Genomic DNA, 24,374 nt, shown 5'->3' with positions numbered 1-24,374 from the left:
GTCGATCATCTCGTCACACCACTCGGAACACGCGGATGACGACCTGGTCGTCTCCGGGGCGCGCGTAGCCGACGAACTGCGACTCTGCGAGCCAGCGCAGCGAGTGCTCATCCGTCTGGAACACGAACGCGGTGCGGTAGTACAGATCCCGCTCGGTGGGGTGCCCGCCCGCCTCGAACTGCGCGATCGCAGCCTCGTTCGCGCGCCAGTAGCCGCGGTTCACGACGTCGACGAGGTGCCCGTCGATCTCGATCAGGTAGTGCGCGTCGAGCTGGGTGGTCACACCGTGATCCACCCACCAGTCGCCGCCGCCGGGCACCACGCGCCCTTCGGCGCGCGGGCCCGAGAGCACGCCGCCGGTGATCGCGGTGAAATGCAGCTCGCCGCCCTCGCCGCGCCCGATCCGCTGCGGCGGGGTCACGTCGACGCGCAGCTCGAAGCAGTATTCGAACGCGGGGGTCATCAGATCCGTGTCGGTCATCGCCGTCTCCTCTTCGTCGGTCGGTCGAGCCCGATCGTGGGGATCGGGGTCGTGCGCACGGGAATGCGTCGCTGCGGCACCCAGCCGTCGCCCGGGATGGAGTCGAGCAGCAGGCGGGTGTATTCAGCCTGGGGGTTGTCGAGTACGGAGCCGGTATCGCCGCGTTCCTCGATGCGCCCGTTGCGCATCACGACCACCTCGTCGCACAGGCGGCGGATGACGGTGAGGTCGTGGGTGATCATCAGCAGGGCGACGCCGGTGTCGAGCCGGATGCGCTCGAGCAGCGACAGGATCTCGACCTGGGTGGTGACGTCGAGGGCCGACACTGCTTCGTCGAGCACGAGGATGCGCGGTTCGGCGGCGAGTGCTCGAGCGATCGCGACGCGTTGTCGCTGGCCGCCCGAGAGCGACCGGGGTCGTGCGTCGAGCAGGGCGGCATCGAGGTGCACCGACTCCATCAGCGCCGACACCCGTGCCGAGAGGGCCGCGCGGTCGTCGTCGCGGCGGTGCACCCGGATCGCCTCGACGAGGCATTGCCGCACGGTCTGGCGCCGGTCGAGCGACTGATACGGATCCTGGAACACCATCTGGACGGTCTTCGCGCGAGTGCGACGTTCGGCACCCGAACCGGCCGGCGTGCTCCAGTCGGCGCCGTCGACCCGCACGGTGCCGGTGTCGGCGCGTTCGAGGCCGCAGATCACGCGGGCGGTGGTCGACTTGCCGGAGCCGGATTCGCCGACGATGCCGAGGGACCCTCCCGCCGCGAGCGCGAACGACACGTCGTCGACCGCGGTCAGGATGTCGTGACTGCGGCCGTGCGCCGCCCGGACGCGAAAGGACTTCTTCAAGCCCTCGACGCGAAGCAGGGGGTCGGCCACCCCGGTCGGTTCCGACGCGGGAGCGGGAGGCGCCAGGGGCACGGCGTCGAGCGAGGCCGACATCAGGATGCGCGTGTAGTCCTCGCGAGCATCCGCTCGCATGCTCGCACCATGCAGCGTCTCGATCGTGCGTCCCTGCTTCATGACGACTACGCGATCGCACACGGCACCGGCGAGGGCCAGGTCGTGCGTGATGAAGAGGAGCGACAGGTCGCGGTGGCGGCGCAGATCACCGATCACGGCCATGACCTCCTCCTGCGTCGTCACGTCGAGGGCCGTGGTGATCTCGTCAGCGAGCAGCAGTCGAGGATCCATCGCGAGCGTCGAGGCGATCATCACCCGCTGCAGCAGCCCGCCCGACAGCTCGGCGGGCCGCTGTCGAAGCCGTCGGGCAGGAGAGGGCACTCCCACCTCGTCGAGCAGCTCGACGGCGCGGCGGTCAGCGGCCTCCTGGGTGAGCCCTGCGATGGAGACCAGCGCCTCGGTGAGGAAGTCGCCGATCGTCCGAAGCGGGTTCAGATGTGCACGCGGCGTCTGGAACGCCATGCCGATGCGCAGCGCCCGCAGCTCGCGGCGCCCTCGCTCGTCGAGGGATGCGAGATCCTTTCCCTCGACGCGGATCGTGCCCGCCGTGGTGAAGCTCTCGGGCAGCAGGCCGGCGATCGCGCGCACGCTGAGGGTCTTCCCCGACCCCGACTCTCCGACGAGGCCGACCGATTCGCCGAGGGCCACGTCGAGAGTGCAGTCGTGCACCAGGGTGCGCGGGCCGTCGGGCGTCGGCATCCCGATCTCGAGACCCCGCAGCTCAAGCACCGGTGCCGTCATCGTTCCTTCTCCTCTGCCCAGGTGGTGGTGCGGGCGCCGATGATGCCGACGGCGAGCACGGTGATGACGATCAGCAGTGCCGGGAACAGCGACTGCTCGGGAGCGCCCGCGAGGATCGCGGCCTGCCCGCCGGCGATCATCGAGCCCCAGTCGGCGGCGGGCGGCTGCTCGCCGAGGCCGAGGAACGAGATCGCCGCGAGATCGAGCATCGCGTACCCGAATCCGATGGTGGCTTGGGCTGCGACCACCGGGATCAGCGCGGGGATCAGGTGGCGGAAGCAGATGGCGGCGCTCGAGACGCCCTGCACCCGCAGCGCCGCGATGTACGGCCGGCCCAGTTCCCGCGAGGCGGCCGTCTGGGTCAGGCGCGCGACGACGGGGATGTACGCGATCGACAGCGCGGCGACGGGGGCGACGAGGCCCTTGCCGAACATGGCGACCGCGAGCACGGCGAGCACGAGGCCGGGGATCGCGAAGATCACATCGATCACCCGGGCGATCGTTCCGCGCACGAGACCGCCGAACCAGGCCGAGGTGATCGCGAGCGTCAGCCCGAGGGTAGTGGAAAGCGCCACGACGATCACCGGCGCCGTGACGCTCGCGGCCGCACCGACCAGCACGCGAGACAGGATGTCGCGGCCGAGGTCATCGGTGCCGAACAGGTGGTCGAGCGAAGCGGGGCCGTTGGTGGGTCCCGCATAGAGCAGATCGGGAGAGTAGGGCGCGAGCCACCGGCCGGCGATCGCGATCACCGCGATAACCGCGAGCACGACGACCGCCACGACCAGGAGTGGGTCGCGTCGTGCGAGTCGACGTGTGGCTGCGGGCATCCGACCCGCAGCGAGCTGACCGACGCTCATGCGTTCCTCCGGGTTCCCGTGCTGTCGGGGTCGATGGCAGCGGCCAGTAGGTCGGCGATCGCGTTGAGCACGACGAACAGGGCGACGAGCAGCAGTGAGACGACCTGCACGACCGGCAGGTCTTTGCGGGCGGCGGCCTCGGTGAGCAACGATCCGATGCCGCCGAGCCCGAAGGCCTGTTCGGCGATGGCCGAGGCGGCGAACAGCCCGGCGATCGTCGTGCCCGAGATCGCCAGGATCTGCGGCGCCGCATTGTGGAAGACGTGCCGGCGGAAGACGCGGCCCCACGGGATGCCTCGGACGCGGGCGGTCTCGACGTGCTCGGAGTGCAACTGGGCGACCAGGGCGCTGCGGGTCACCCGGCTGATGTACGCGATGAACATCAGCGCGAGCGAGACCGCAGGCAGTACCAGGTGCCAGAGCCGATCGAGTCCTTCGTCACCCGCCCCGAAGGTCGGGAACCAGCCGAGCGAGGTGGCGAAGATCCAGATCAACAGGATCGCGACGATGAATGTCGGCAGCGCCATGCCGAGTGATGTCGTGACCGACACCACCATGTCGGTGCGGCGGCCGCTGACGGCGGCGAGGATGCCGGAGCCCAGGCCGAACACCGCGATGAGCACGGTGGTCAAGAGCACCAGCTCGAACGTCACCGCGAACCGCGCCCCCACGAGCTCGGCGACATCCGTCTTGTAGACGAACGACCGGCCGAAATCGCCGGTGATGACACCGCCGAGCCAGTGGAGGTACTGCAGCCAGACCGGTTCATCCAGCCGGTACTCCGCGCGGATCGCCGCGATGAGCTCCGGGGTAGGACGTGCTCCGCCCGCCAGCGTCGACACCGGGTCTCCGGGCGTGAGCAGCAGCGCCGAGAAGATGATGACGCTGGCGAGGAAGAGCGTGAGCGCGAGTCCGCCCAGCTTGCCGAGCACCGTCCTGATCATGAGGGGATCCGTTCCGTCGTCGCAGACGACTCACTCGCCGCCGAGGGGCAGCGCCCAGGGGGAGCTGTAGCTCGCGACAGAGGCGGTGATGCCCGTGAGGTCGTCGGACAGGTAGGTGAGCTGGTACGCCCCGGCGAGGGTCACCTGAAGCTGATCGGGGGCGAAGATCTCTTGAGCGCTCACGAAGGCGTCGGCGGCGGTCGTGGCATCCGTAGCGGTGCGTGCCGCCTGGAGGTCGGCCGTCACCTCGTCGTTCGCGTAGCCCGACCAGTTGAAGATGCCGCCGATCTCGGCTGGCAGCATGAACAGCTGCGGGTAGCCGAGCACGCCGGGAACCTCGAGGTAGCCGGTCGTGGCGACGAAGTCGATGCCGTCGCGCAGCTCGGGAGTGTAGAAGAGCGCTCCGAAGTCCGCCGGCTGACGTTCGTCGATCGTGACGGTGAGGCCGATGTCCTTCGCCGCGCTCTGGACGATGGATGCCGTCTGCGAGAACTCCTTGGCGCCGGCAGGAACAGCGAGCACCAGCGGCACCGACCTGTCGATGCCGGACTCGGCGATCAGCTCTTTGGCCGCGTCGAGATCGACCTCGGGGGTGGGCAGGGCGTCGTAGGCATCCTGGTAGGTGTCCTTCGCCTCCATACCGCTCCATACGAACGGAGGGACGATCGTCTTCTGCACCTGGCCGAGGCCCTGCAGCACGGTGTCGATGTAGACGCTGCGGTCGATCGCGAGGCTCAGCGCCTGGCGCACTCTCGGGTCGGCGGCCGCGCTGTCGGAGGAGGCGGGCCCGAAGCTGTATGACGCGGTGGAAGGCCCGGCGATCAGGCGTCCTTCGCCGTCCTCGGCCTCGAAGCTCTGACGCGACCCGGGAGGCACGTTGAAAGCGCCGTCGATCTCGCCGGAGGTGAGAGCAGAGGTGAGGGTCGCGCCCTCGGTGACGAAGACGAAGCGGATGCGGTCGGTGAGCGGGGCGCCTTTCCAGTAGTCGGGGTTCGCCGTGACCGAGATCTCGGTGCCGGGCTTCCAGCCGTCGAGCTCGTACGGGCCGGCGCACATCAGGCCGCCGCCGGAGGTGCCGAGATCCTGGCCGACGGTGTCGCCGAAGGCCTTGCTCATGACGGCGCCGCCTCCGCCTCCGAGCGCATCGCGGAACGTGGTGTCTGGTGCGGTGAAGTGCACGATGACGGTGTCATCGCCCGAGGTCTCGATACTCGAGATGAGGGCGAAGGCGGCGTACCACTGAGAGGCGGGAGTGCGGTTGCGCTCGAGGCTGTAGGCGACATCGGCGGCGGTGACGGGGGTGCCGTCCCAGAACGTGACGCCGTCTCTGACCGTGATCTCGAACGTCACCGGATCGACCCACTCGGCCGTCTCGGCGATGCCTGACTCCAGAGTGAAGTCGGGTTCGACCGTGAGCAGGCTGTCGCAGAGGTTCGGGATGATGATGTTGGCCGACGACGAGGGGTCGAGCGTCTGCGGCTCGCCCTCGACGACCGCCCAGGTGACCTCGTCGACGGCGGTGGTGGCCGCCGGCAGGGAGGTCACGAGGGAGGAGGCATCGATCTTCTCGGGCGAGGAGTCGGTCGTGCCGGTGCGCGGGGCGCAGGCGGTGGCGGCGAGAACAGTCGCTGCCGCCAAGGCGGCGGCGACGGTGAACCGGCGTCGGATGGTGCGGGGCATGTCAGGTCCTCTCAGGTGCGTGCAGCGGGGGCGTCGTCGACCCCGCCGGGAGTAGGTGGTGCAGGCAGTGCTGGTGGAGCGGATGGTGCGGGTGATTCAGGTGGTGCGGGTGCTGCGGCTCATCTGACGACGTAGACGTGGATGCAGATCTGTTCGTCCTCGTCGCGGGCGAGGCCGATGAACTGGTTCCGGCTCAGCCAGCTGTGCGCCGGTGCGTCGGTCTGGAAGACGGGCGCGGTGCGGAAGTACGACGTGCCGTCTGGCTCTTCGCGGTAGTAGCCGCGGTTGAGGATGTCGATGGCCGCGCCGTCGTCGGCTCGCAGCAGGTAGCGCGCTTCGAGTTGGAAGGTGCCGTCACGCTCGACGGACCAGTCGCCGCCGCCGGCGATCACGGTGCCGCGCAGCAGCGGGCCGTCGACGGTGCCGCCGGTGATGGGGGTGAAGGCGAGCACCTCGTGCGGGCCGCGGCCCAGGTGGATGTCCGTGTCGACGTCGACACGGATCTCGAAGGCGTACTCGAGGATCGGCTCGGGCAGAGCGGAGGGTGCGGTCATGACAGCTCTCCATCCAGGACGGGAAGGTGGATCGTGAGGCCATCGGATCCACCGATGGTGAGGTGCTGCGCGTTCGTCGCCGTCGGGCCCCAGGCCCAGGGGTCGGCGCCCGTTCCGGTCTGCGGGACGAATTCGGGGTAGTCGCTGCTCGACACGTGCACCCGAAGGCGGTGCCCGGCGCGCAGCCGGTAGCCGACCTGACCGAGATCGAGGTCGAGGGTCGCCGCGGTCGTCGCATCGGCGATCTGACGCTGCCCGCGGGCGATGCGCAGTGCGGTGCCGTCGGGTGCGACATCGAGCAGTCGGACGAGCAGATCCATCACAGGCCCGTCCGAGCGGACGGTCGCGGTGGCGGTCACGGGGCCGGCGAGGTCGACGTCTGTCGCGACCGCAGCGGAGGTGAAGACGAGCACGTCGTCGCGAGTGCCGATCGGGGCCTCGTCGGGAAGTTCGAGGAGGAACGAGAAGGCATCCTCGGCGCTCGACGGAACGAGGTCGTCGGGGTCGTGGGTCCACGTCAGCTCGGTCGGCTGTGCTGCAGCATCCGTGGTCAGCGCTCCCTCGGCGGTCGCCACGAGTGCGAGGGTGCGGATGTCGGCGGGCGGCCACACCGCATCCGTTCGTTCTTCGTTCGTTCCGGCGAGATTCCACCGCACGGCGGGGATGTCGGCGGGAGCGCCGTTGCCGCGCAGGTACACCTCGAAGAACTCGAGCGTCGGATCGAGCGTGCGGGGGAGAAGCGCGCGGAGCTGCTCGTCGGTGCGCTCGGCGACGCGATCAGCCGGGTCGCTGAGCAGTTCGTAGCCCTCGTGGTCGATCGATTCGATGCGCAGGTGGTGGTGCGCGGCCCACGCCGGGTTCTTCGCGATGTCGGCGACGTCGGCCCACGACAGGGGCGAGCAGTTGTCCCACCAGCCGATCGTCTGCAGCGCCGGCACCGAGCGGGCGGCGAAGGGCGAGCCGAGAGGGAAGCGGGGCAGATGCACCGGACGCGGGTACCACTGATCGTAGGAGATCGATCGCTCTCCGGTCTCCGCGAGGAACTCCTCGACCTGGGCGGCGAAGTCGCGACGGGTCCAGTCCGGCTCCCACATGAAGGTGTCGTTGCCATGGAAGTGGCTCACGGGATACAGGTAGGTGATCGCCCATTCGACGTCGGAGATGCGCTCGCCGGGCGCTCGGCGCACGGGCTCGCCGAGGCGGGTGCCGGTGACGCGCGGCGAGATCGCCTTGAGCGCTGGATGTCCGCTGGCGGCGGCCGCCCATTGCGTGTAGCCGTAGTAGCTGTCGCCCCACATCGCGACCCGACCGTTCGACCACGGCTGCTGCACGACCCAATCGAGCGTGTCCTCGCCGTCGCGAACCTCGTTCACGAAGAGCAGCGCCTCGCCCTCGGAGCGGAACTTGCCCCGTACGTCCTGGGCGACCACGCGGTAGCCGTGCGACATCAGGTATTCGGCGATCAGCGGGATGTACGTGTAGCTGCCGCTCTTGTCGTAGGGGAGGCGGATGAGGATCGTGTCGCCGGCGCTCTCGCCTCCGTCGGCGGGGAGATAGACGTCGGCCGCGAGCAGCACGCCGTCTCGCATCCGGACGCGGGCGGGGCGCGCGAGATCGCTCTCGGGCTCCGGCGGAATGCGGGTGTAGCGGGTCATGACTCTCCTTCAGAACCTCGGCGCCGGGGAGACCGCGGTGCTCGATGAATCACAACCTAAGTCCGCCAAAGTTAATAGTCAAGTCTGACTAGACTAAAAACTTGTAACATCTATGTATCCTGCGGACGCAGGGAAAAGGGGGAATGATGGCACGTCCGACCGTGGCCGCAGAACGACGCGATCAGATCATCGAAGCCACCTTGCAGACCGTGGCACAGCACGGAATTGCTGGAACCTCACTCGATCGCATCGCCGAAGCTGCAGGCATGTCGCGCGGGCATGTGCGCCACTTCGTGGGCAACCGCGATCAGCTGCTCGCCGAAACGGCGCGTCATGTGTTCTCCGACGAGACGGGCACCCTGACCATCCTCCCCTCGACCCTCGAGTCGTTCACCGACGCGCTCGATTACCTGTTTGGCGAGGACTTCACCCGGTCCGACGCCGAAAATGCCGTCGTACTGGGGTTCGTCGAGCTCTCCCGCACCAACCCGGCGATCGCCGAGGTGCTCGCCGAGGCATATGGCAGTACGCGGTCCAGGTTGGCGGAGCTCGCGGCGTCGCAGTATCCGCACGCAGATGCGGCAGCTCGCGAGCTCGCCGCCGACGCCACCCTCTCGGCCGCCCTCGGCAATGTCTTCATGGGCGACTTCGACCCGGACAAGGTGCGAACGGCTCGTGTCCGACGGGCGGTGGAGACTCTCTTATCCGCAATATGAGCGGGGATTCTCCGGGCATATGCTGCCGGACGCCGTGTTCCGACCCGCACTCGTTGAGAACGCGAGCTGGCTCTCGATACCGACGCGAGTTATGGCCCTTGAGGGGCAGACTTCCGATCGGATGGGTCCCCTGAATAGTTGCGATAAGTGGTCTTATCGTCGGTAAAGGGCCAGACAGGGAAGTGAGTAGGGGCTGAGTTGGTGTGCGGCGTCTGAGCAGCCGTCGAGCGGGATCGCGGGATCTGCGCCGTCGCAAAGCAGCCGGGCCGAGTCGGAGGAGTTCGTGAGTGTGCGGAGGCCCGCTGATACCGTCGAGAGCATGTTCGTCGTCGGTATCGTCGCCGCTGTCACAGGGATCGTGCTGTTCCACGTAGCGCTTTCCCGAACCGTTCGAGCCAACGAGCGCACGCCGATCCCGTTCGGGAAACGCCCGCGGACGTCTCCGCGCGGATCCGCAGTGATGCGCGGCATCGGAGCGGGACTGATCGTGCTGGGCGCGGTCTTGGTCAGCGGCTACGGCTGGCAGTGGGTGATGATGATCGTCATCGCCGGTCCCGCAGCAGCAGTCACCGTACTGGCGATGCACAATCATCGGATCGCTCGTGCCGGACGCTCGGATGCGGTTTCGTAGGCTGCGACCATGGAAGTGATCGCGGCGGTGTTTTCCGGCCTGCTCCTCGTGACCGGGGCGGTCGTTGAGCTCGCCGCGCGGGGGTTACTACGTCGCAACCGTCTTGCCGGTATCCGTACCGTTGCCACCATGCAGAGCGATGCCGCCTGGACAGCCGCTCACCGATCCGCGTCCCTCACGATCTGGGTCGGATTTGCTGCGAGTGTGGTCGCGGCCATCGTGTCCTTCGCGGCCGATGGAATCGCATCGACGGTCGGAGCGATCGCCGTTGCCGCCATCTTCGTCCTCACCTCGGTGATCACCCTCGTTGTGGCGAATCGTGCAGGCAGGGCCGACCGACGGCAGATGGGAGATGCGAGCGATCATCGCGACGGAATCCGACCTCAACGCGTGAGCCCCGAGCGGCTTCGGCAATGATGTGCGACGTGGGGTGTGGCGCAGCTGTGCGAGCCCTCAATGTTCAACACTGAAAAGCGGACCCCGTGGGCGGTAGCCTCCGGGTGTGGGATTCTCGACCCTGGGCCTGATCATCAGCCTCGCTGTGCTCGCCCCCAACCTGCTGCTGGTGCTGTTCCCGCCACAGACCCCGCCGCCCGTCGCACATGTGCCACGCGCGCTCGGATGGATCGAACGCGCGGGTCAGGCCCTGTGCCTGGTGGTGCCCGCGATCACCCAGCAGGGCGAACTCGCCGGTTGGTGGGCGATCCCCACGTTCTGCGGCCTAGGTGGCTACTACGCACTATGGTCCCGCTACCTGCTCACGGGGCGGGAAGGGGCGACACTCTATCGGCCGTGGTGGGTGGTTCCCGTGCCGATGGCGGCCCTCCCGGTCGTCGTGTTCCTCAGCGCTGCTGCCTGGCTGAGTAATCCGTGGATCGCCGCCGCTGCTGTCGTCCTCGCCGTCGGCCACATTCCCGCGTCCGGGGTCATCGCACGGGCGCTCGCGCCCGCCGTCAACGACAACTCCTGATATCGCCAGACGGTGTTGCCTTGCTGCCACGCTCCGTAGCGACTGCCGGTGCGCTCGCGAACAGCGTGTCCGGGGTGCGGTGCATCACTATGCCGCGCTGGGTGCGCGCAAGTATGTCCTCGCCGCGAAGCCGTTCACGAGCGCCCGGGCGAACCTTCGTGCGGCCAACCCGTGTACGCCTCGGCGAGGAACGTCTGCCCCGCCTCCGACTCGACGACCGATCGCAGCTCGCCGATCTGGCGCCGACGGTCGAAGTCGCTCGCATCGCGTGCGGTGTGCAGCATGCTCGTCATCCACCAGGAGAAGTGCTGCGCTTTCCAGATGCGCTGCAGTGCCGTCTCGGCGAAGGCGTCGATGAGGCGGGCGTCGTTCTCGAGAAGAAGCGCCTGCAGAGCGCGGTCGAGCAGCACGACGTCGGCGACCGCGAGGTTCATGCCCTTCGCCCCGGTCGGCGGAACCGTATGGGCCGCATCGCCGACGAGCACCGCGCGCCCGTGCCGAAGCTCGTGCGCCACGAAGCTACGGAACCGGAGGACGTCGCGCTGGATGACGGGTCCGGTCGCGAGGGCGGTGCCCGGCACCCGCGCCTGCAAGGTCTCCCAGATCTCCTCGTCCGACAGGGCGTCCGGGGCAGCGTCCGGATCGCATTGGAAGTACATGCGCTGCACGGTCGCGCTGCGCTGACTGATGAGTGCGAAACCCTCGGCGGAGTTGCTGTAGATCAGTTCGTCCGCGCTCGGCGGGGCCTCGCACAGGATGCCGAACCACGCGAACGGGTACTCCCGGAAATAGCCGCCGGTCGACGAACCGGTGACCGCGGGGCGGACGACGCTGCGCGAGCCGTCGGCGCCGACCACGAAGTCGGCGTCGATCCGCACCGCGTCGCCGTCCGCAGTGGTCGCCGTCACCCACGGCCGATCGGTCTCGACGTCGCCGGCACCGGTGACCTCGGTCTCGAATCGGAGGTCCTGGCCAGCCGCGAGCCGCGCGGCGATCAGGTCCTTGAGCACCTCGTGCTGCGGGTACAACCAGACGCTCCGCCCCGTCAGTGACGGGAAGTCGATGCGGTGTCCCTCGCCCTCGAAGCGCAGTTCGATACCGTCGTGGCGGGTGCCGACCGCGAGCACCCGCTCGCTCGCGCCGGACTCACTCAGCACCCGGACGGTCTCCTGTTCGAGGATGCCGGCGCGGATGGTCGACTCGATCTCCGCACGGCTCCGGCGGTCGAGCACGATCGATTCGATTCCGGCCTCGGCGAGGAGGTGTGACAGCAGAAGACCTGCGGGCCCTGCGCCGACGATCGCGACACGGGTGCGGACGGTGGTGGTCATGGCGTCTCCTTCGACGGATGTTCGCCAGTCAGTGTGGGCGACTCCGTGGAGCCGGACTCACGCTCTACCGTTGAATGGGATTCTGCGTCATCGGCGTCCGCCGAGTGCGCGCTCGATCTCCCGTGCGGCGGCGAAGAGCTCACGGAGCGCGGGTTCGGTCGGTGCATCCCTTCGGAGCACGACCGAGAGCGCGGCCGCCACGTCACCGGTCTCGTCGTGGACAGGCACGGCCACGCCCGTGGATACCGCCTCGATGTAGCCGGGGGCGACGGCATGTCCGATCGTGCGCACCTCGGCGAGCTTGCGGCGGAGGAGCGACGGCTCCGTGATGGTCTCGCTCGTCACCGACATCAGCGGACCCGAGAGCACCCGCTCCTGCAGCGCGCGATCCGCGTAGGCGAGCAGCACGAGGCCGGAGGACGACGCGTGCAGCGGAAGGCGCCCGGCGATGCGTGTCACGTTCGATCCGGACTCGGGACTGCTCAACCGCTCGAGGAACAGCGCCTCGTCCTGTTCGAGGATCGCGAGCTGTGTGTGCTCGCGCACCCGCGACTGCACACGCTCCATCGACGGCATCGCCGCCTGTCGCAGCCGCAGGGCGTGCGACGACCGGGTGGCGAGCTCCCACAGCCGCATGCCGATGCGGATGCGCCGGTCATCATCGCGTTCCAGCATCCCCGCGTCCACCAGCTCGCCGACGATGCGATGCGCGCTGGAGGCGGGGAGGCCGGCGCGCCTGCCGATATCGGCTGCGGTCTGCACCGTGCGCGCCGGGGTGAAGGTCTCGAGGACGCGGATCAGACGCTCCGTCACGGAATCGCCTGAGGGGGAGTTGGCCATGCCGAGATCATGCCACACCCGAAAGTATCGACTCCCATTCAGTGGGAATGTGCCACCGATGCTGATCGGGAGGGAACAGGATGCTGTCATTGTCACCGCCGTGTCGAAGGAGACGCCATGACCTCTGCAGCCGGAACCGCCGTCGCGGCCCCCGAGACGCTGCTGGCCTCACCGGACCAGGTGACGCAGGCCAGCATCACACAGGAGATCGCCGACGTGCACGCCTCGCTCGCCGACCGCGCGGCGACGGGGGAGCGGCTTCCCGCCACGATCCGTGATTTCCGTCCGTACCGGTCGAGCATCCTGAGGCATCCGACCAAGAACCCCCAGCTCGTCGACCCGGAGACCATCGAGCTGCTCTCGCCCGCGTTCGGACAGCGCGATGTCGCGGCGATCGAATCGGACCTCACGATCCAGCACTCCGGTGAGCCCCTCGGCGAACGGATGACGGTGCGCGGGCGACTGCTCGACTCGTGGGGGCGCCCGATCGCGAACCAGCTCATCGAGATCTGGCAGGCGAACTCGGCCGGTCGATACATCCACCAGCGCGATCAGCACCCTGCTCCGCTCGATCCGAACTTCACGGGCGCGGGAAGAGCGGTGACGAACGACCACGGCGAATACCTCTTCACCACCATCAAGCCGGGCCCGTACCCGTGGAAGAACCACGTGAACGCCTGGCGCCCCGCGCACATCCACTTCTCGGTGTTCGGCTCTTCTTTCACCCAGCGCCTCGTGACGCAGATGTACTTCCCCGGAGACCCGCTCTTCGCGCTCGATCCGATCTACAACACCATCTGGCGGCAGAAGGACCGCGACGCCCTCGTCGGGGTGTACGACCACGACCTGACATCGCCGGAGTGGTCGACGGGCTACCGCTTCGACATCGTCGTCGACGGTCCCGATGCGACCTGGTTCGAACAGGAGGACGACGCATGACCGTGCCCGCGAGGACCCACCGGCCCACACCGGGCCAGACCGTCGGCCCGTTCTTCGCCTACGGCGTCGAGTATCCGAAGATGCACGAGGTCGCGTTCCCGCACGCGCCGGGAAGCATCCTGCTCGGCGGCACCGTGCGTGACGGAGCGGGGAACCCGATCCCCGATGCCTTCATCGAGATCTTCGGAGCGGACGCCGACGGCGCAGTGCCCCGTGTACGCGGAGCCTTCCGCCGCGACGACCACTCCTTCACCGGCTTCGGCCGGGCCTTCGCGAACGACGATGGTCACTACGAGTTCTGGACGAGGAACCCGGGTGCCTCCCCTGGGCGTGCGCCGTTCTTCGCCGCGATCATCTATGCGCGTGGTCTGCCCGACAAGCTGCACACCCGTATCTACCTGCCGGACGACGTCGCCGCGCTCGCCGCCGATCCGCTGCTCTCATCGCTGACCCCCGAAGAGCGGAACACCCTGATCGCGATCCGCACCGACGAGGGAGGGTTGCAGCACGACATCCGCCTGCAGGGCGAGGGGGAGACGGTGTTCCTTGTCTATTGAACGCATGAGCCGCGCCGTGCAGGAGAGAGGACACGGATGACTTCCTTCGACCTCGGACTGCTCTCCCCGCTCACGGTCGGGCATGATCGCCTCGTGGGCGACAGGGCGGTGCTCGATGCGCTCCTCGCCGCCGAGCGGGCGCTGGTCGCGGCATACGCGGACATCGGGATGCTGGCGTCCGACGAGCATACGATCATCGACGCGGTGTTCGACCACGTGATCGACGCGGACGCGCTCGCGGCGGATGCCGTCGCGGGCGGCAACCCGGTGATCCCCCTGGTCGGTCAGCTCAGGGCCCTCGTCGCCGCCGATCAGCGGGTGTGGGTGCACCGCGGCGCCACCAGCCAGGACATCATCGACACCGCACTCATGATCGCCGCCCGCGCCGCCGTCGACCGGCTGCGGGAGTCGCTGAGCAGAGTCACGGCGAACCTGGGCGACGTCGTCACGCGACACGGCGACACCGTGGTGGCGGCACGGACGCTCACGCAGCACGCCGTGCCGATGACCCTCGGCGCCCGCATCGCCACCTGGCGGCGCGGCATCGATCGCGCCCTCGTGCGCCTGGACGCGCTCACCCTCCCCGTCCAACTCGCCGGTGCCGCGGGAACACGCGCCTCGTTCCTCGAGATCACGGGATCCGCGGTCGACGCCCGGGCTCTCGTCACCGCGTTCGCCGCGCGGGTCGGCCTCGACGACGCCCCGGAATCCTGGCAGGTCACCCGGTGGCCCGTCACCGAACTCGGCGATGCGCTCGTGCAGGCGCTCGATGCGCTCGGCAAGATCGCCGGCGACGTCGCGACCCTTAGCCGCACCGAGATCGGAGAGCTCAGGGAAGGCACGCGTGGCGGATCATCGGCCATGCCGCAGAAGCAGAATCCGGTCGCGTCGACCCTCATCCGCTCGGCAGCACTCCGTGCCCCGCAGCTCGGCGCCACGCTTCACCTCGCGGCCGCGCTCGCCGCGGACGAGCGCCCGGCCGGTTCCTGGCATGCGGAATGGCCGACCCTGCGCGAACTCCTGCGCCTGGCGCTCGGCGCTTCGGCCCATGCCGTCTCACTGTCCGAGAACCTCCGGGTGGACGCCGGCGCCGCGGCGCACAACCTCGCGCTCACCGGTGGCCTGCTGGTCAGCGAACGTCTGGCGCTCGTGCTCCTTCCGCTGATCGGGCGCGACCGCTTCGACGCGCTCATCCGAGAGGCGGACGCGGGGGCGGACCTCGGTTCGCTGCTGCGCGCGCTCCCCGAGGCCGCCGACCTCGACATCGCCGACCTGATCGACCCCGCTGCCTACACCGGCGAGCTCGGAGACCAGTCATGATCACGATCGCCGTCACCGACCCAGTCGGCCCCGCCGATGCCCCGCTCCTCGTGCTCGGCCCCTCGCTCGGCACGTCGGCGATCGTCTGGGAGGGCGTCGTCCCCGCACTGGCACGGACTCACCGCGTGGTCCTCTGGGATCTGCCGGGGCACGGGGCGGCGCCCCCGGCGGATGCGCCTTTCTCCGTCGCGGATCTCGCCGATGCCGTCGCCGATGTCGGGGCTGACCGCATCCGCTACGCCGGGGTGTCCCTCGGCGGCGCCGTCGGTCTGGAGATCATGCTCCGGCATCCTGAACTCGTCGAGAGTGCCGCGATCCTCTGCTCCGGCGCCGCGATCGGAATGCCGGAGGGCTGGCATGACCGGGCGGCCCAGGTGCGCGCGCAGTCGACGTCGTCGCTGATCATCGGGTCCGCGCAGCGCTGGTTCGCGCCCGGCTCGGTCGCCGCGCACCCCGACATCACCGGACGGCTGCTGCACGTGCTGCAGGACACCGACGACGAGAGCTATGCCCTGTGCTGTGAGGCGCTCGCCGAATTCGACGTCCGGGACCGCCTCGGCGAGATCCGGACGCCGGTGCTCGCGGTCTGGGGCGCACATGACGCGGTGACGCCGGAGACCTCAGCCCGCGAGATCGCCGACGGCGTGCGCCACGGTCGGGCTCGCGGCATCGCGGAGGCTTCGCACCTCGCGCCGGTCGACGATCCCGTCGCGGTCGGGCAGCTGTTGACCGAGTTCTTCACGAAGGAAGGCCGATCATGACCGGACTCACCGATGACGAGCGCCGAGCGCAGGGGATGGCGGTGCGCCGCGAAGTGCTCTCCGATGCGCACGTCGACCGCGCGATCGCCGCGACCACGGACCTCACCGCGGACTTCCAGGACTTCATCACCCGGGTCGCCTGGGGAGATGTCTGGTCTCGTCCCGCACTCGACCGCCGGTCGCGATCGATCGCCGTGCTCTCCTCGCTCATCGCGCACGGGCACCACGAAGAGCTCGCGATGCATCTGCGCGCCGCACGGCGCAACGGTCTCACCATCGAGGAGATCCGCGAGGTGATCCTGCAGTCGGCCGTCTACTCCGGTGTCCCCGCCGCGAACACCGCGTTCCGGATCGCCGGCGAGGTCTTCTTGGCACAGCCCGGTGATCACGACGGCGAGGGCCGCTCGTGATCGACAAGACGGTTCCAGATGCCGTGACGGCAGTGGCAGGGATCGCCGACGGCGCGACCGTGATGATCGGCGGTTTCGGCCGGGCAGGACAGCCCGTCGAGCTCATCGACGCGCTCATCGCCCAGGGAGCGCGGGACCTCACGATCGTCGCGAACAACGCGGGGAACGGGGACATCGGTCTGGCGGCTCTGCTCGCGGAACGCCGGGTGCGACGGATCGTCTGCTCCTTCCCGCGTCAGCACGACTCCTGGGTGTTCGACGGTCTGTACCGGGCGGGGGACATCGAGCTCGAGATCGTCGCGCAGGGCAACCTGGCCGAGCGCATCCGCGCTGCGGGCGCGGGTATCGGGGCGTTCTTCTCTCCCACGGGCGTGGGCACGCAGCTCGCGGAGGGCAAGGAGGAGCGCACGATCGACGGCCGTCGCTTCGTGCTGGAGTACCCGATCTCCGCGGATGTCGCCCTCGTCAGCGCACGGGCCGCCGACCGCTGGGGCAACCTGGTCTATCGGGAGACCGCCCGCAACTTCGGACCCGTCATGGCCACCGCTGCGACCACGACGATCGTGCAGGTCGACGAGATCGTGCCCCTCGGGTCCCTCGACCCTGAAACCGTCGTGACGCCGGGGCTGTTCGTGGATCGGGTCGTCGCGGTCGGACGACGCGCCTGGCTCGATGGCGACGGCTTCACCGGAGGCGTCGACATCGAAGGGCGCCCGCTGGCCACCGGAGCGGAGAGTGGACGATGAGTACCCGGATCACCCGCGACGAGCTGGCGGCGCGCATCGCTGCCGACATCCCCGAGGGTGCGATCGTCAACCTCGGTATCGGCGCCCCCACGCTGGTCGCGAACTTCCTGCCGGACGACCTCGAGATCGTCCTGCACACCGAGAACGGGCTGCTCGGGATGGGGCCGGCGCCGGCATCCGATCGCATCGATCCCGACCTCATCAACGCAGGGAAGCAACCGGTCACGGCCCTCGCCGGAGCCTCGTACTTCCACCACGCCGACTCCTTCGCGATGATGCGCGGCGGGCACCTCGACATCTGCGTGCTCGGAGCGTTCCAGGTGGCGCAGAACGGCGACCTGGCCAACTGGTCGACGGGGGCACCCGGAGCCATCCCGGCGGTCGGTGGAGCGATGGATCTGGCGATCGGTGCGAAGCAGGTGTTCGTGATGACCGATCTGCTCGCCAAGGACGGCTCATCCAAGCTCGTGGACGACTGCACGTACCCGCTCACGGGAGTGGGGTGCGTCACACGCGTCTACACCGATCACGCGATCTTCGACGTCACGCCGGCAGGGTTCTCGGTGCGAGAGACGTTCGGCGAGAACACCCTCGAGACGCTCCGCGCTCTGACCGGATTGGAACTCTCATGACCGCCTCCTTCGTCTACGACGCCGTCCGCACCCCGTTCGGGCGCGCGGGCGGGGCGCTCGCCGGGATCCGCCCCGACGACCTCGCCGCCGTGACGCTCCGCGCCGTCGTCGAGCGGACGGGCATCGACCCCGCACGCATCGACGACGTGCTCCTGGGCGATGCGAACCAGGCCGGCGAGGACAACCGCGACGTCGCCCGGTTCGCCGCGCTCCTCGCCGGCTTCCCGACGACGGTGCCGGGCGCGACGGTCAACCGGCTCTGCGGGTCGAGCCTCGAGGCGGTGATCCAGGGGTCGCGGGCGATCGAGTCGGGCGATGCCGAGATCGTGCTCGCCGGGGGCGTCGAGTCGATGAGTCGCGCGCCGTTCGTCGTAGAGAAGTCGGCGAAGCCGTGGCCGGCGGTCGGCAACCAGCAGATGTGGAACACGGCGATCGGCTGGCGGATGACGAACCCCGCTCTGCCGAAGGAGTGGACGATCTCCAACGGGGAGTCCGCCGAGAAGCTCGCGACGATGTTCGGGATCTCGAGGGACGAGCAGGATGCCTTCGCGTTGCGCAGCCACCAGCGTGCAGCGCAGGCCTGGAACCGCGGTGTCTTCGCGGACGAGATCGTCGAGGTGCCCGGCGCTGCGCTCACCCGCGACGAGGGCATCCGCGAGGACTCGACCCTCGAGAAGCTCGGCGGGCTGCGTGCGCTGTTCGCGACCGAGGGCACGGTCACCGCCGGCAACTCGTCACCCATCAGCGACGGTGCCTCCGCCGTGCTGCTCGGGAGCGAAGGGGCCGTCGGCACCGAGCCGCTCGCGCGCATCGCGGGTCGCGGCGTGTTCGGCAACGACCCCGACGTGTTCGGCATCGCACCGGTCGAGGCCGCGAACCGTGCGCTCACCCGTGCGGGGCGCACCTGGTCCGAGGTCGACCTGGTCGAGCTGAATGAGGCGTTCGCGTCCCAGTCGCTGGCGTGCCTCGCGGGATGGCCGGACGTCGATCCCGAGATCGTGAACGTGCACGGCGGTGCGATCGCGATCGGGCATCCGTTGGGTGCATCTGGCGGGCGTGTCCTCGCGCGTGCCGCCCACGAACTCCGCCGACGGGGGAGCGGCGTGGCCGTCGTGGCATTGTGCATCGGCGTCGGTCAGGGCATCGCGCTGGTGCTCGAACGCTGATCGCGCGCTCTTCGATTCTGCTTATGCGGAGATAGACAACACTTATGCTGATTACAGGCATAAGGGCGATAGCCTGAGGGGGTCGCGACGACGCGACCCACGAAGGAGAGTCACCACTTCATGCTTCTCGAACGAGACATTCTGCAGGCCACCGGATTCCGCAACGTCCGTGACGGCGACGGAGCGATCACCGGCTTCCAGATCCGACTGCGGATGCCGTCGTACCGCGGAATGGCCGCGTCGCTCATCGACGGCGTCGCCGTCCGTGTCGGTTCGGTCGTCGACGTCCCCGCCGAGGTGCCGCTGTGGACTCTCGGCGGCACGACGTACACGCTGCAGGAGCTCTGGGACAGCGACGGCGTGCGTTGGCCGCTCGATGAGGCCGCCGTGGTGACGGTGCCGTTCCCCGGCGGCCTGCCCGACGGTATCCATGAGGTCTCGATCGAGCTGCGGTTGCGCATGTCGTACATCCCGATCGAGCACCAGCCGTCGACGTACCGGGAGACCCGGCACATCACGCTCACTTCGGAACTCGACGGCGGGCCCTTCCGGTACGGCGTCTCGCTGTACAGCTACATGACCGACTTCGGCACCGTGCTCGACCTCGAGACGGCCTTCGCACACGTGGCCTCCGTCGGTGCGACGGGCATCGAGATCCTGGGCGAGGGGCATATCGCGGGCTACCCGAACCCGACGACCGCGTGGCTCGACCGCTGGTATGAGCTGCTCGACGCTCACGCGCTCGAGCCCACCAACTACGGCTCCTGGATCGACACGCGCCTGCACTCGAGCGGTCCGAACGCCCGCGATCTCACGGGCGTCGAGGGCGCGGAGCTCCTCCAGCGCGACCTCCGGCTCGCGAAGCAGCTGGGATTCCGTTTCGTCCGTCCGAAGATCGGCGTGGTCACGAGCGATCTGGTTCCGCACCCGGCATGGACGGAGTCTGTCGAGCGGTCTCTCGACCTCGCCGCCGACCTCGACGTCATCATCGCGCCCGAGATCCACTCCCCGACCCCCATCAAGCACGAGGTCGTCGACGACTACGTCGACCTCATCGAACGCACGGGAACGAAGCACTTCGGCATCCTGCTCGACACGGGGATCTTCCAGGACCGGCCGATCGCGCTGAAGCCGGGGGAGCTGCCCGGTCAGCGCCCCGCCTTCATGGACGGCATCGCCGTCGATCCGGCCGACATCGCCGACATCGCGAAGTACGTCGTGTTCATCCAGGCGAAGTTCCACGACATCGACGAGAACCTGAACGATCTGCAGATCCCGTGGGAACCGGTACTCCGCGCCCTGAAGGATGCCGGATACCGTGGCTATCTCTCGAGCGAGTACGAGGGTGTGCGCGATCCGTGGCGTTCGATCGAGCAGATCCGCCGCCAGCACTCCCTTCTGCGACGCGTCGTCGCAGGCCTCGACTGACCGACCGCGCACCGGCGAAAGGACGTATCATGCCGAACGGACTCATCCAGGAGGACAGCCTGCGGGTGCATCCCGATGGCGCAGCCCTCGCCCTCACCCTTCCCTGGTACCGCAGCCTCTGGCTGTCCTCCGTGAGCACGATCGCGGTGACCATCGACGGCGTCGAGCTGCCGTCCGAGCGCTTGCGCTTCGAGCTGGACGGCAGGAGCTACGGCATCGACGAACTCCCGGACCAGAGCGAGACGCTCTGGTACCTGCAGAAGCACCCGCTCCTGGTGATCGCGCGCGACGAGCCCGTCGTCCTGGGTGAGGTGCACCGGGTCGACGTCGCCGCCGACCTACGGCTGCCCTACATGCAGATCGCCCCCGGTCAGGACGGTGGGCCGGGCATCTACGTGCCCAACATCGTGCGTCAATCGCTCGATCTCACGGTCACCGATGGTCCGGCGGCCCCGCCGGCGATGGTGGCGGCCGATGCGCCGCCGCCTCCCGCCACGGAGGAGGACCCATTCCGACTCGGTCTCACGCTCTACTCGGCCAGCGCCGAGTTCCGAGCCGGCTGGTTCGACTTCGACGGACTTCTCGACCGCGTCGCTGCCCTCGGCATCGGCCCGGGGATCGAGATCGTCGCATCGCAGGTGCTGCCGACCTATCCGGTCGTGTCCGATGACTTCCTGCGCACCTGGCGCGCCGCGTTCGACAGGCACGGATTCGTCGCCAGCTCGTTCGGGGCGAACCTCGATATGGGGCGTCGCCGTGACCGCGACATGACGCCTGATGAGGAGTTCGAGTTCAGCGAGCTCATGTTCCACGGGGCGAAGAAGCTCGGCTTCCCGCTCGTGCGTATCCAGAGCGCGAAACCCGACCTGCTGCGTCGCCTGCTCCCCGTCGCCGAGAGGCTCGAACTGAAGCTCGCGTACGAGATCCATGCGCCGCTCGGACCCAACGCCGAGCCGATCCTCGCGGTGCGCGAGACCTACGCTGAGCTCGACTCCCCGCTGCTGGGCTTCGTCGCCGACTTCTCGTCCACCATGCACGCGATGTCTCCCACCCTGCTCCGCGGGGTGCAGCGCGCCGGACTCGACGACGACGCGCTCGAGACGCTCCAGCAGATCTGGGCCACCGACGCCACGATGCGCGAGCGCCAGGAGGAGTTCATCGGGTACCTCCGTGGACGCGGCTTCGATCCCGGTCGGCTCGGTTCCTTCGCCCATCTGGCCTTCAACATGCACGGTCATGTGGCGCCGGCCGAGTGGGCGGACATCATGCCGCAGATCATGCACGTCCACGCGAAGTTCTACGACATCGACGAGGCGGGACAGGAGCCGGCGATCGACTATCCCGAGCTCGTGCGGGTGTTCGTCGAGGGCGGCTATCGCGGATTTTGGTCGAGCGAATGGGAGGGACACGCCTTCGCCGAGCTGGGGGAGGTCGACCCACTGTTGCTGGTGCGCCGCCAGCACGACCTCATCCGCGCGAGCATGCGGAGTGCGTCCGTCGCAGGCTGACGGCTCGTCTTCACTCAGTCCACGGAGGGCAGCGTGCGCGCGGCCTCGGCGAACAGCTCGCGCATCCAGGCGTGCTCGGGGTCGCGGCCGTGGACGGGGTGCCACCACAGCGCGTTGACGATCGGCGTCGCGGCGAACGGCAGGGGGACGACGCGAATGCCGGGGACGGCGGAGATCGTCGGGATCACCGCCGACTGCACGAGCCCGATCCGGTCGGTGCCGACGATGAAGTGCGGGAGCGAGAGGAAGCTCTCGACGACGACCGCGATGCGCGGTTCCACGCCCATCTGCTGGATCTGCCTCGCCGCGGAGGTGAAGGCCGTCCGCGACTGGAACGTCAGCACCCACGGCGCGTCCGCGATGCGCGCCATCGTGAGCTCTTCCGAGCCGAAGTGGTCGTCGTCGACGATCGCCACCCAGTCGTCACGCCAGAGGTCCGTGTACGGCATGTCGGTGACGTGTCCGTGCGGGATGACCATGCCGTCCACGGAGCGCAGTCGAGTGAGGGCATCGTCGACGATCGTCGGGTTGTGCAGCATGTAGCGGAATCGCACACCGGGGGCACGCTCGGCGGCGAGGGCCGACACCGCCCGTCCGATCGTCACGAATCCGTAGTCGGAACCGTAGATCGAGAACTCCCTAGTCGATTCCGAGGGGGACCACGAGGCCTGCGTCTCGAACACGCGTCTGGCTGACTCCAGCGCGGTCGAGGTGTGCTCGGCGAGGCGGACGGCGAGAGGGGTGAGTTCGTAGCTGTTGCCTCGACGAGCGAGGATCTGATCACCGAAGTGGATGCGCAGCTTCGAAAGCGATGCGCTCAGTGCCGGTTGGCTCAGATGCAGACGTTCGGCCGCGCGCGTGACGCTGCGCTCGGTGAGCAGGGCGTCGAGCGACACGAGCAGGTTCAGGTCGAGTCGGGAAAGCTGGGCATGATCGGTCACCACGATGTGATCCTCCGGGCCGAGAGCGGGTGCGGTCCACTTCGGAGTGTATCAATCGGAGCGATGGGGTCGCCGCTGGGTATCGACCTCGACTATGACCGAGGTCGACGGGGCACGGTGCATCGAGGGGAGCGCGACTTCGCTTATGCTCCACATCGAGAAGACTTATGTGTGTTTCTGGCTTATCGAGGTCATACTGAATTTCACAGCAGGCGGCTCAATGGACGAGACGCCGACGATGAAGTCAGAAAGGCTGATCATGACACAGCACGGTCATATTGTTCGGCGGCGTCGCGCAGCTCTTGTCGCGGTCCCCGTGATCGGTGCCCTCGCCCTGGCCGGGTGCTCGGGCGGTGACGACGCCGGTGGCGATGACGCGGGCGGCGACAAGGTCGAGTTCTCTCTCGCCTACTCCACTTCGAACAACCTGGACAGCCCCTTCGAGGCGCTCGCCGAGGCGTACGAAGAGGCGCACCCGAACGTGACGATCACGCTCAACCCGGTTCCCAACGACACCTACGGAGACACCCTCCGCACGCAGCTCCAGGCGGGCAACGCCTCCGACGTCATCCAGACCGAGGCAGGCAGCGGGCAGACCCGCTCGATCATCCCGCTGGGTGAGGGCGGCTTCCTCGAGCCGCTCGGCGACTATGCGCAGGACCTCATCCCCGACGGGGGCGAGTCGATGTTCGTCGTCGACGGCGAGACCTACGGTCAGCCGCTGGTCCTGCAGTACACCGGGCTCATCTACAACCAGACCACCGCGGATGACGCGGGCGTCGACGGCTTCCCGACCGACTGGGACGAGTTCATCGGGCTCTGCAAGGACATGCGCGACCAGGGCAAGACCGCTCTTCTCGTCGCGGGAGCGGCAGCGCCGAACGCCGGCATGCTCGCCATGAACATCTCGGCGACTCGGGTCTACGCGGAGAACCCGAATTGGAACGCCGACCGCATCGCCGGCGACACGACTTTCGCCGACACCGAGGGATGGAAGGACACGTTCCAGGCCATCATCGACCTGAACGAGGCCGGCTGCATCCAGGACGGCGCTGTCGGCGGCGGCTTCGATGTGCTGACCAACGGCATCACGAGCGGTGCGGGGCTCGGCTTCTTCGGTCCGCTCGGCTCTGCCTCCGAGCTGATGCAGGCAGCGCCCGACCAGGAGTTCGTGGCGCAGGCGTTCCCGCCCGAGGGCTCCGGTGACCAGGCCTTCGGCGTCGCCAGCCCGACGTACTCCCTGTCGATCACCGCATCCTCGAAGAAGAAGGATGCAGCGGCGGACTTCCTCGAGTGGGTGGCGGAACCGGAGCAGGCAGGTCTCTTCGCCGAGGTCTCCGGCGGTCTTCCGATCACCGGCATCGCCGACGTCGACTTGTCCGACACCGTCTATGCGCCCGTCCAGGATCTGCTCAAGAACGGTGAGTTCACCGCTCTGCCGAACCAGTCGTGGCCGAACGCCGCGGTCTACGAGGCGCTCGCCACGGGCGTGCAGGGAGTGCTGACCGGTCAGTCCACGGTGGACTCGGTCCTCGAGTCGCTCGACGCGGCCTGGGAGCAGTAAACACGACCAGCGGTGGCCGCCGTTCGCGGCGGCCACC

The 24,374-nt window shown here is 68.6% G+C and carries 25 protein-coding genes; 15 read left to right on the top strand and 10 right to left on the bottom strand.

Going from position 1 to position 24,374, the window contains the following annotated elements; genetic code table 11:
• Positions 1-13: 13 nt before the first annotated feature.
• The 7 genes from ACLF6J_RS15090 to ACLF6J_RS15060 form a co-directional block, all read right to left on the bottom strand.
• Positions 14-481: a DUF3237 domain-containing protein gene (locus ACLF6J_RS15090; RefSeq protein WP_134352249.1), complete on the bottom strand. Its 468-nt coding sequence runs from the start codon at positions 479-481 to the stop codon at positions 14-16.
• The gene (nikE, locus tag ACLF6J_RS15085; protein WP_134352248.1) at positions 478-2,184 is read right to left on the bottom strand and encodes a nickel ABC transporter ATP-binding protein NikE; all 1,707 of its coding nucleotides are present in this window, start codon (positions 2,182-2,184) and stop codon (positions 478-480) included. Before nikE ends, ACLF6J_RS15090 begins: the two co-directional genes overlap by 4 nt.
• On the bottom strand, positions 2,181-3,044 hold the full coding sequence (locus ACLF6J_RS15080) for an ABC transporter permease (protein ID WP_134352247.1): 864 nt from the start codon (positions 3,042-3,044) through the stop codon (positions 2,181-2,183). Before ACLF6J_RS15080 ends, nikE begins: the two co-directional genes overlap by 4 nt.
• Positions 3,041-3,988 carry an ABC transporter permease gene (locus tag ACLF6J_RS15075; protein WP_134352246.1) on the bottom strand — a complete coding sequence of 316 codons (948 nt, stop codon included), beginning with the start codon at positions 3,986-3,988 and terminating at the stop codon, positions 3,041-3,043. Before ACLF6J_RS15075 ends, ACLF6J_RS15080 begins: the two co-directional genes overlap by 4 nt.
• Before the next feature lie 30 nt (positions 3,989-4,018).
• On the bottom strand, positions 4,019-5,668 hold the full coding sequence (locus ACLF6J_RS15070; RefSeq protein WP_421076911.1) for an ABC transporter substrate-binding protein: 1,650 nt from the start codon (positions 5,666-5,668) through the stop codon (positions 4,019-4,021).
• Positions 5,669-5,787: 119 nt separating this feature from the next.
• Positions 5,788-6,222: a DUF3237 domain-containing protein gene (locus ACLF6J_RS15065; protein ID WP_134352244.1), complete on the bottom strand. Its 435-nt coding sequence runs from the start codon at positions 6,220-6,222 to the stop codon at positions 5,788-5,790.
• Positions 6,219-7,877 carry a CocE/NonD family hydrolase gene (locus tag ACLF6J_RS15060; protein ID WP_134352243.1) on the bottom strand — a complete coding sequence of 553 codons (1,659 nt, stop codon included), beginning with the start codon at positions 7,875-7,877 and terminating at the stop codon, positions 6,219-6,221. Before ACLF6J_RS15060 ends, ACLF6J_RS15065 begins: the two co-directional genes overlap by 4 nt.
• A 146-nt stretch (positions 7,878-8,023) precedes the next feature.
• On the opposite strand from ACLF6J_RS15060, the gene ACLF6J_RS15055 reads away from it, so the two are divergent.
• The 4 genes from ACLF6J_RS15055 (at position 8,024) to ACLF6J_RS15040 (ending at position 10,194) form a co-directional block, all read left to right on the top strand.
• Positions 8,024-8,593 carry a TetR/AcrR family transcriptional regulator gene (locus ACLF6J_RS15055; protein WP_134352242.1) on the top strand — a complete coding sequence of 190 codons (570 nt, stop codon included), beginning with the start codon at positions 8,024-8,026 and terminating at the stop codon, positions 8,591-8,593.
• 319 nt (positions 8,594-8,912) lie between these two features.
• Positions 8,913-9,224, top strand: coding sequence for a hypothetical protein (locus ACLF6J_RS15050; protein ID WP_134352241.1), 312 nt, complete (start codon positions 8,913-8,915; stop codon positions 9,222-9,224).
• A gap of 9 nt (positions 9,225-9,233) precedes the next feature.
• Complete coding sequence (locus ACLF6J_RS15045) at positions 9,234-9,641, top strand: SdpI family protein (protein ID WP_134352240.1); 408 nt, start codon at positions 9,234-9,236, stop codon at positions 9,639-9,641.
• Positions 9,642-9,726: 85 nt separating this feature from the next.
• Positions 9,727-10,194 (top strand): hypothetical protein, encoded by a 468-nt coding sequence (locus ACLF6J_RS15040; protein ID WP_134352239.1) that lies wholly within the window; start codon positions 9,727-9,729, stop codon positions 10,192-10,194.
• Positions 10,195-10,328: 134 nt separating this feature from the next.
• On the opposite strand, the gene ACLF6J_RS15035 is transcribed toward ACLF6J_RS15040, so the two are convergent.
• Positions 10,329-11,525, bottom strand: a complete 1,197-nt coding sequence (locus ACLF6J_RS15035) for a 4-hydroxybenzoate 3-monooxygenase (RefSeq protein ID WP_134352238.1) — start codon at positions 11,523-11,525, stop codon at positions 10,329-10,331.
• A gap of 87 nt (positions 11,526-11,612) precedes the next feature.
• Entirely contained in the window at positions 11,613-12,365 is a 753-nt protein-coding gene (locus ACLF6J_RS15030; protein ID WP_047520228.1) for an IclR family transcriptional regulator, read from the bottom strand.
• A 117-nt stretch (positions 12,366-12,482) separates the two neighbouring features.
• Between ACLF6J_RS15030 and pcaH the strand changes: the two genes are divergently transcribed.
• From pcaH to ACLF6J_RS14980, 10 genes are all read left to right on the top strand, one after another.
• Entirely contained in the window at positions 12,483-13,304 is an 822-nt protein-coding gene (gene pcaH, locus ACLF6J_RS15025; RefSeq protein ID WP_194239289.1) for a protocatechuate 3,4-dioxygenase subunit beta, read from the top strand.
• Positions 13,301-13,861: a protocatechuate 3,4-dioxygenase subunit alpha gene (gene pcaG / locus ACLF6J_RS15020; RefSeq protein ID WP_134352237.1), complete on the top strand. Its 561-nt coding sequence runs from the start codon at positions 13,301-13,303 to the stop codon at positions 13,859-13,861. Before pcaH ends, pcaG begins: the two co-directional genes overlap by 4 nt.
• Before the next feature lie 36 nt (positions 13,862-13,897).
• Positions 13,898-15,181, top strand: a complete 1,284-nt coding sequence (locus ACLF6J_RS15015) for a lyase family protein (protein ID WP_134352236.1) — start codon at positions 13,898-13,900, stop codon at positions 15,179-15,181.
• Entirely contained in the window at positions 15,178-15,942 is a 765-nt protein-coding gene (locus ACLF6J_RS15010; RefSeq protein ID WP_134352235.1) for an alpha/beta fold hydrolase, read from the top strand. The genes ACLF6J_RS15015 and ACLF6J_RS15010 overlap by 4 nt, the downstream gene beginning before the upstream one ends.
• Positions 15,939-16,352: a 4-carboxymuconolactone decarboxylase gene (gene pcaC, locus ACLF6J_RS15005; RefSeq protein WP_134352234.1), complete on the top strand. Its 414-nt coding sequence runs from the start codon at positions 15,939-15,941 to the stop codon at positions 16,350-16,352. The genes ACLF6J_RS15010 and pcaC overlap by 4 nt, the downstream gene beginning before the upstream one ends.
• Entirely contained in the window at positions 16,349-17,098 is a 750-nt protein-coding gene (locus ACLF6J_RS15000) for a 3-oxoacid CoA-transferase subunit A (RefSeq protein WP_047520221.1), read from the top strand. The genes pcaC and ACLF6J_RS15000 overlap by 4 nt, the downstream gene beginning before the upstream one ends.
• Entirely contained in the window at positions 17,095-17,730 is a 636-nt protein-coding gene (locus ACLF6J_RS14995; RefSeq protein ID WP_047520218.1) for a 3-oxoacid CoA-transferase subunit B, read from the top strand. Before ACLF6J_RS15000 ends, ACLF6J_RS14995 begins: the two co-directional genes overlap by 4 nt.
• On the top strand, positions 17,727-18,896 hold the full coding sequence (locus ACLF6J_RS14990) for a thiolase family protein (protein ID WP_134352233.1): 1,170 nt from the start codon (positions 17,727-17,729) through the stop codon (positions 18,894-18,896). Before ACLF6J_RS14995 ends, ACLF6J_RS14990 begins: the two co-directional genes overlap by 4 nt.
• Before the next feature lie 120 nt (positions 18,897-19,016).
• The gene (locus ACLF6J_RS14985; protein WP_134352232.1) at positions 19,017-20,324 is read left to right on the top strand and encodes a C-glycoside deglycosidase beta subunit domain-containing protein; all 1,308 of its coding nucleotides are present in this window, start codon (positions 19,017-19,019) and stop codon (positions 20,322-20,324) included.
• Positions 20,325-20,353: 29 nt separating this feature from the next.
• Positions 20,354-21,832 (top strand): C-glycoside deglycosidase beta subunit domain-containing protein, encoded by a 1,479-nt coding sequence (locus ACLF6J_RS14980; protein WP_134352231.1) that lies wholly within the window; start codon positions 20,354-20,356, stop codon positions 21,830-21,832.
• Positions 21,833-21,846: 14 nt separating this feature from the next.
• Here the strand turns inward: ACLF6J_RS14980 and ACLF6J_RS14975 are convergent, their stop codons facing one another.
• Positions 21,847-22,776: a LysR family transcriptional regulator gene (locus tag ACLF6J_RS14975; protein WP_347876902.1), complete on the bottom strand. Its 930-nt coding sequence runs from the start codon at positions 22,774-22,776 to the stop codon at positions 21,847-21,849.
• A gap of 235 nt (positions 22,777-23,011) precedes the next feature.
• Here ACLF6J_RS14975 and ACLF6J_RS14970 point away from each other — a divergent pair, with 235 nt between their 5' ends.
• A complete protein-coding gene (locus ACLF6J_RS14970) occupies positions 23,012-24,337 on the top strand; it encodes an ABC transporter substrate-binding protein (RefSeq protein WP_244093514.1) in 1,326 nt (441 codons plus the stop codon).
• Positions 24,338-24,374 lie beyond the last annotated feature (37 nt).

This window comes from Microbacterium sp. IO18, from assembly GCF_049099505.1.
Lineage (GTDB): Bacteria > Actinomycetota > Actinomycetes > Actinomycetales > Microbacteriaceae > Microbacterium > Microbacterium aurugineum.
Note: the sequence above shows the minus strand (reverse complement) of the source record. Positions and strands in the feature narration are given on the sequence as shown.

Coding starts and splice junctions, on each gene's coding strand:
- ACLF6J_RS15090 (WP_134352249.1), bottom strand. CDS start 481: ATGACCGACACGGATCTGATGACCCCCGCGTTCGAATACTGCTTCGAG.
- nikE (WP_134352248.1), bottom strand. CDS start 2,184: ATGACGGCACCGGTGCTTGAGCTGCGGGGTCTCGAGATCGGGATGCCG.
- ACLF6J_RS15080 (WP_134352247.1), bottom strand. CDS start 3,044: ATGAGCGTCGGTCAGCTCGCTGCGGGTCGGATGCCCGCAGCCACACGT.
- ACLF6J_RS15075 (WP_134352246.1), bottom strand. CDS start 3,988: ATGATCAGGACGGTGCTCGGCAAGCTGGGCGGACTCGCGCTCACGCTC.
- ACLF6J_RS15070 (WP_421076911.1), bottom strand. CDS start 5,668: ATGCCCCGCACCATCCGACGCCGGTTCACCGTCGCCGCCGCCTTGGCG.
- ACLF6J_RS15065 (WP_134352244.1), bottom strand. CDS start 6,222: ATGACCGCACCCTCCGCTCTGCCCGAGCCGATCCTCGAGTACGCCTTC.
- ACLF6J_RS15060 (WP_134352243.1), bottom strand. CDS start 7,877: ATGACCCGCTACACCCGCATTCCGCCGGAGCCCGAGAGCGATCTCGCG.
- ACLF6J_RS15055 (WP_134352242.1), top strand. CDS start 8,024: ATGGCACGTCCGACCGTGGCCGCAGAACGACGCGATCAGATCATCGAA.
- ACLF6J_RS15050 (WP_134352241.1), top strand. CDS start 8,913: ATGTTCGTCGTCGGTATCGTCGCCGCTGTCACAGGGATCGTGCTGTTC.
- ACLF6J_RS15045 (WP_134352240.1), top strand. CDS start 9,234: ATGGAAGTGATCGCGGCGGTGTTTTCCGGCCTGCTCCTCGTGACCGGG.
- ACLF6J_RS15035 (WP_134352238.1), bottom strand. CDS start 11,525: ATGACCACCACCGTCCGCACCCGTGTCGCGATCGTCGGCGCAGGGCCC.
- ACLF6J_RS15030 (WP_047520228.1), bottom strand. CDS start 12,365: ATGGCCAACTCCCCCTCAGGCGATTCCGTGACGGAGCGTCTGATCCGC.
- pcaH (WP_194239289.1), top strand. CDS start 12,483: ATGACCTCTGCAGCCGGAACCGCCGTCGCGGCCCCCGAGACGCTGCTG.
- pcaG (WP_134352237.1), top strand. CDS start 13,301: ATGACCGTGCCCGCGAGGACCCACCGGCCCACACCGGGCCAGACCGTC.
- ACLF6J_RS15015 (WP_134352236.1), top strand. CDS start 13,898: ATGACTTCCTTCGACCTCGGACTGCTCTCCCCGCTCACGGTCGGGCAT.
- ACLF6J_RS15010 (WP_134352235.1), top strand. CDS start 15,178: ATGATCACGATCGCCGTCACCGACCCAGTCGGCCCCGCCGATGCCCCG.
- pcaC (WP_134352234.1), top strand. CDS start 15,939: ATGACCGGACTCACCGATGACGAGCGCCGAGCGCAGGGGATGGCGGTG.
- ACLF6J_RS14995 (WP_047520218.1), top strand. CDS start 17,095: ATGAGTACCCGGATCACCCGCGACGAGCTGGCGGCGCGCATCGCTGCC.
- ACLF6J_RS14990 (WP_134352233.1), top strand. CDS start 17,727: ATGACCGCCTCCTTCGTCTACGACGCCGTCCGCACCCCGTTCGGGCGC.
- ACLF6J_RS14985 (WP_134352232.1), top strand. CDS start 19,017: ATGCTTCTCGAACGAGACATTCTGCAGGCCACCGGATTCCGCAACGTC.
- ACLF6J_RS14980 (WP_134352231.1), top strand. CDS start 20,354: ATGCCGAACGGACTCATCCAGGAGGACAGCCTGCGGGTGCATCCCGAT.
- ACLF6J_RS14970 (WP_244093514.1), top strand. CDS start 23,012: ATGAAGTCAGAAAGGCTGATCATGACACAGCACGGTCATATTGTTCGG.